The sequence below is a fragment of the Flavobacteriales bacterium genome (assembly GCA_021296215.1).
Taxonomy (GTDB): domain Bacteria; phylum Bacteroidota; class Bacteroidia; order Flavobacteriales; family ECT2AJA-044; genus ECT2AJA-044.
Genome location: JAGWBA010000118.1, coordinates 1 through 3,639 on the forward strand (window position 1 = coordinate 1; position 3,639 = coordinate 3,639).

A 3,639-nucleotide genomic window follows, 5' to 3' on the forward strand; every position below is an offset into this window, starting at 1 on the left:
ACAAAAAAACAGCTCCGACAAAAACTGCCGAAGCTGCACTAGATCGTCAGTAGTAGACGTCTTTATAGTTTATATGTAGAAAATCGCACGTTCACTTGCGATTTAATACAGCACCTTTTTTTGAAAAAAGCCGTATAATTGCACCACCTAACTAAAGACCCTTCGAATGGCAACGGTTGCAGCAGAAGAAAATGTGTGGGGCGGAGGTAATCGCCCGCTAGGCGCCAGTTACGGAAAACTGATGATGTGGTTTTTCCTGATCTCAGATGCCCTCACTTTCTCCGGATTTTTGACGGCGTACGGTTTAATGCGTTTCAAGTTCATTGAAACTTGGCCCATCGCCGAAAACGTTTTTACGCACTTCCCGTTCGTAAACGGAGACCAGCCGCTGCTCTACGTAGCCCTCATGACCTTCATCCTCATTATGTCGTCGGTGACCATGGTACTGGCCGTTCACGAGGGTGAGCACATGAACAAGAATAAGGTGGCCATGTGGATGTTCGCCACCATCATCGGTGGCTTCATATTCTTGGGCTCACAGGCCTGGGAGTGGTACCACTTCATCATCGGTGACAAAGGAGCCGTTGAATTGGCTACCGGAGAGGTTATGCACGTGGTTGATGCCGAAGGCGAACACATTAGCTTGAGTACCGTAGTTCACGGTCCCGATCATCACGCAGCTCACGGACACCACGAGTACTTTGAGCTCGCCCAAGTAAAAGAAGGTTTTGCACACGGCGAGTACAGCTTGCAACAGCCGGGCAAGAACGGAATGGTCATGACCAAGGAAGAGGTGCTCGAGCATTTCGACGAAGCCATGGTGGTTCAAGGAGCGAACATGACGCGTAACGAATACGGTGCGCCGCTCTTTGCCAACTTCTTCTTCTTCATTACCGGATTCCACGGATTCCACGTGTTCTCCGGGGTAATGCTGAACATCATTATTTTCATCAACATATTAGCGGGAACATACGAACGCCGCGGACACTACGAAATGGTCGAAAAGGTCGGTCTGTACTGGCACTTCGTTGACCTTGTGTGGGTGTTTGTATTTACCTTCTTCTATCTGGTGTAAGAACAAAGCTATTAGCCATTAGCCGTTAGCTTTTAGCCGCTAACAGTCAATGGCCAATGGCCAAAAGCTATAAAGAATGTCTGGAATTTCAGTAAAGCGAATTTGGTTCGTATTCTGGTTGTTACTGGTGGTAACGACCGTTGAAGTTGCCTTGGGTATCATTAAGCCCGACTTCATGATGGTCGGCGTGCTCGGCACCAGCCTGTTGAACTTGACGTTCATCATCCTTACGTTGGTGAAGGCCTTTTACATCGTGAGCTATTTCATGCACTGGAAATACGAGCGAACCAATTTAAAATGGGCGATAGCACTGCCGGCTTTGATCCTTATCCCTTATTTGGTGTTTATTCTTTTAGTTGAAGGTGATTATATCTACCAAGCCATCAGCTAAAAGAACGAGCTCATGGATCAGAAAGTCCTGAAAAAGGCCGTCATCCTCCTGGCGATCCTCATTTTCCCATCCGCATTTTACATCGCGCTCACCACCGGGCGTCATAATTTCGTTCACTTGAGTTACATCGGTCCGCGACACGGCATCGATATCGTTGAGATCGACGGCCGAAAAGTGATCGATACCTTGTACCACACCATTCCGGAGTTCACCCTCACCGACCAAAACGGGGAGGATTGGAGCAATACCGCCTACGGCGAGATGGTGTACGTGGCCGATTTTTTCTTCACCTCGTGCCCTACCATATGTCCGGCAATGCAGCAGAGTATGCTCCGCCTGCAAAGTCGTTTCGAAGAATACGATGATTTCGCCCTGCTCAGTTTCACCGTCGACCCCGAGCACGATACGTCCGAAGTGCTCAAGAGCTACGCTGCGGAACTGGGAGCCAACGAAGATAAGTGGACCTTCTTGACCGGTCCGCTCGACAGCATATATCGCGTTGCCGCCGAGGGCTATTTCGTGAACGCCATGATCGACGATTTGGCTCCGGGCGGATTCCTACACAGCGAGTATCTCGTACTCATCGATAAAGACGGCCACATAAGATCGGGCATCGACAAACTCGGAAACCCTCGCGCCGTCTACGATGGAACCTCCGATGCAGAGGTCAATGAACTCATTGACGATATAAAGGTTTTATTAGCGGAATATCGATTGTCGACCAAACGCGCCGAGCAACGCCGAATGAAGAAATAGTTTTCCGTTGTCCGTTGTGTGTTTTTCGGAACACCCACGAACAACGAACAACGAACAACGAACAACGAAATGAGCCTGAACGACAAACCCTGGATACCGGTCATCATTGCCCTATCAGTCATCATCCCCATCGCTGTCGCCGTATTGATCTACTTCCCCATGGATCTGGTGAATATCGACGCCAATTTCCCATTGTTTCACGCGACCATAAACGGAACGGTGTCCCTGTTGCTGTTGCTGGGGCTGATACTAATTAAGAACGGTCGGCGCAAAGCCCACCAAAAGGTCATGTGGACGGCCTTTGGACTGAGTTCATTGTTCTTGGTGAGCTACGTCTTGAGCAAGGTCAATACGCCTCCCACCGCGTTTGGAGGGGAGGGGGTGATCAGGTCCTTTTACTACTTCATCCTGATCTCGCACATCTTCCTCGCGATCTTCATTGTTCCGCTCGCCCTTTTTAGCATCTATCGCGGAACCAAAGGTGAATTTAACAAGCACCGTAAAGTGGCTAAAATAACTTGGCCAATCTGGTTTTACGTCAGTGTTACGGGTGTGTTGGTTTATCTGTTCATGGCGCCCTATTACGCCTGATTATTTTGCAAATGGGTCACCATTTTTCTCAAAAGTAGAAGGATTGTATTGGGGGACATATTTAAGGCGCTGAAAATCAACTCATAAAGGTACTGGCAGGCAAATTGTTTGGTGAGCGTTAGTTCGTCCCACCTGACTGAACGCGTTGGATTTAGCTCAATAGGTTAAGGCAACGGGCATGAAACAACACCTCCTGACTTCCTCTAATTGAGGTAGGTGCTGAGGTGTTTTGTTTTCGTGAATGATGGCGGGGCCCTAACCCCTAACCTGCAAACCTATGCCATTAGCACTACGCTCGTCACTGAAAACTCTTGTATTTTTATTTACCGCATTACTTGTTCATCCTGCCGCTCAGGCAGAAGGCTCCAAAGAGGCCAATGTCAACGGTGGTCCCCAAATTCAGTTGGAGATAGGTCGTGGGCCGGGCGGACAAAACCTCGTACCTTTCTTCGGTTGTGATTCTACTCAGCGAATTTATGTCACTTTGGAAAATGCCAACGAGGCTATTTATTTTGGGTTTCAGGAAGGTGGTGATAACCTCTGGGTGCGCATCATGGACAGTGATGGTAACAAGGTTTGGCCAGCAGGCACAAGTTGGTCTATTCCCAGTTCCGGTGCCGGATATATTTCCTCACAATCTCGAGCAAATGCCGGACCGGTCTATACCGCTGGTGGTAGTGGGGCTCCCTATTATGTAACCTCTAGTAGCGGTTATACTCCACAGGTTTTTTCACCTGGGGCGGCCGGGTGTAATACTCCCCGAAATTTAGACCACTTGCTAGGTTAAATTTAAAAGTACCTACATTAGGCTAAGTTATGAGTGGAA

At 48.7% G+C, this 3,639-nt stretch carries 5 protein-coding genes; all 5 read left to right on the forward strand.

The annotated features are described in order from the left end of the window. Nucleotides 1-166 precede the first annotated feature (166 nt). The 5 genes from J4F31_12240 to J4F31_12260 all read left to right on the forward strand — a co-directional run bounded on the left by J4F31_12240 (nucleotide 167) and on the right by J4F31_12260 (nucleotide 3,600). On the forward strand, nucleotides 167-1,075 hold the full coding sequence (locus J4F31_12240) for a cytochrome c oxidase subunit 3 (GenBank protein ID MCE2497321.1): 909 nt from the start codon (nucleotides 167-169) through the stop codon (nucleotides 1,073-1,075). Nucleotides 1,076-1,151: 76 nt separating this feature from the next. Then, complete coding sequence (locus tag J4F31_12245) at nucleotides 1,152-1,466, forward strand: cytochrome C oxidase subunit IV family protein (GenBank protein MCE2497322.1); 315 nt, start codon at nucleotides 1,152-1,154, stop codon at nucleotides 1,464-1,466. Between the two features lie 12 nt (nucleotides 1,467-1,478). Further along, a complete protein-coding gene (locus J4F31_12250) occupies nucleotides 1,479-2,222 on the forward strand; it encodes an SCO family protein (protein MCE2497323.1) in 744 nt (247 codons plus the stop codon). Between the two features lie 69 nt (nucleotides 2,223-2,291). After that, the gene (locus J4F31_12255) at nucleotides 2,292-2,813 is read left to right on the forward strand and encodes a DUF420 domain-containing protein (protein ID MCE2497324.1); all 522 of its coding nucleotides are present in this window, start codon (nucleotides 2,292-2,294) and stop codon (nucleotides 2,811-2,813) included. 277 nt (nucleotides 2,814-3,090) lie between these two features. After that, the gene (locus J4F31_12260; GenBank protein MCE2497325.1) at nucleotides 3,091-3,600 is read left to right on the forward strand and encodes a hypothetical protein; all 510 of its coding nucleotides are present in this window, start codon (nucleotides 3,091-3,093) and stop codon (nucleotides 3,598-3,600) included. Nucleotides 3,601-3,639 lie beyond the last annotated feature (39 nt).

Excerpts from the sequence above, each read along its gene's own strand:
- J4F31_12250 (MCE2497323.1), top strand. The coding sequence starts at position 1,479 with ATGGATCAGAAAGTCCTGAAAAAGGCCGTCATCCTCCTGGCGATCCTC.
- J4F31_12240 (MCE2497321.1), top strand. The coding sequence starts at position 167 with ATGGCAACGGTTGCAGCAGAAGAAAATGTGTGGGGCGGAGGTAATCGC.
- J4F31_12255 (MCE2497324.1), top strand. The coding sequence starts at position 2,292 with ATGAGCCTGAACGACAAACCCTGGATACCGGTCATCATTGCCCTATCA.
- J4F31_12260 (MCE2497325.1), top strand. The coding sequence starts at position 3,091 with ATGCCATTAGCACTACGCTCGTCACTGAAAACTCTTGTATTTTTATTT.
- J4F31_12245 (MCE2497322.1), top strand. The coding sequence starts at position 1,152 with ATGTCTGGAATTTCAGTAAAGCGAATTTGGTTCGTATTCTGGTTGTTA.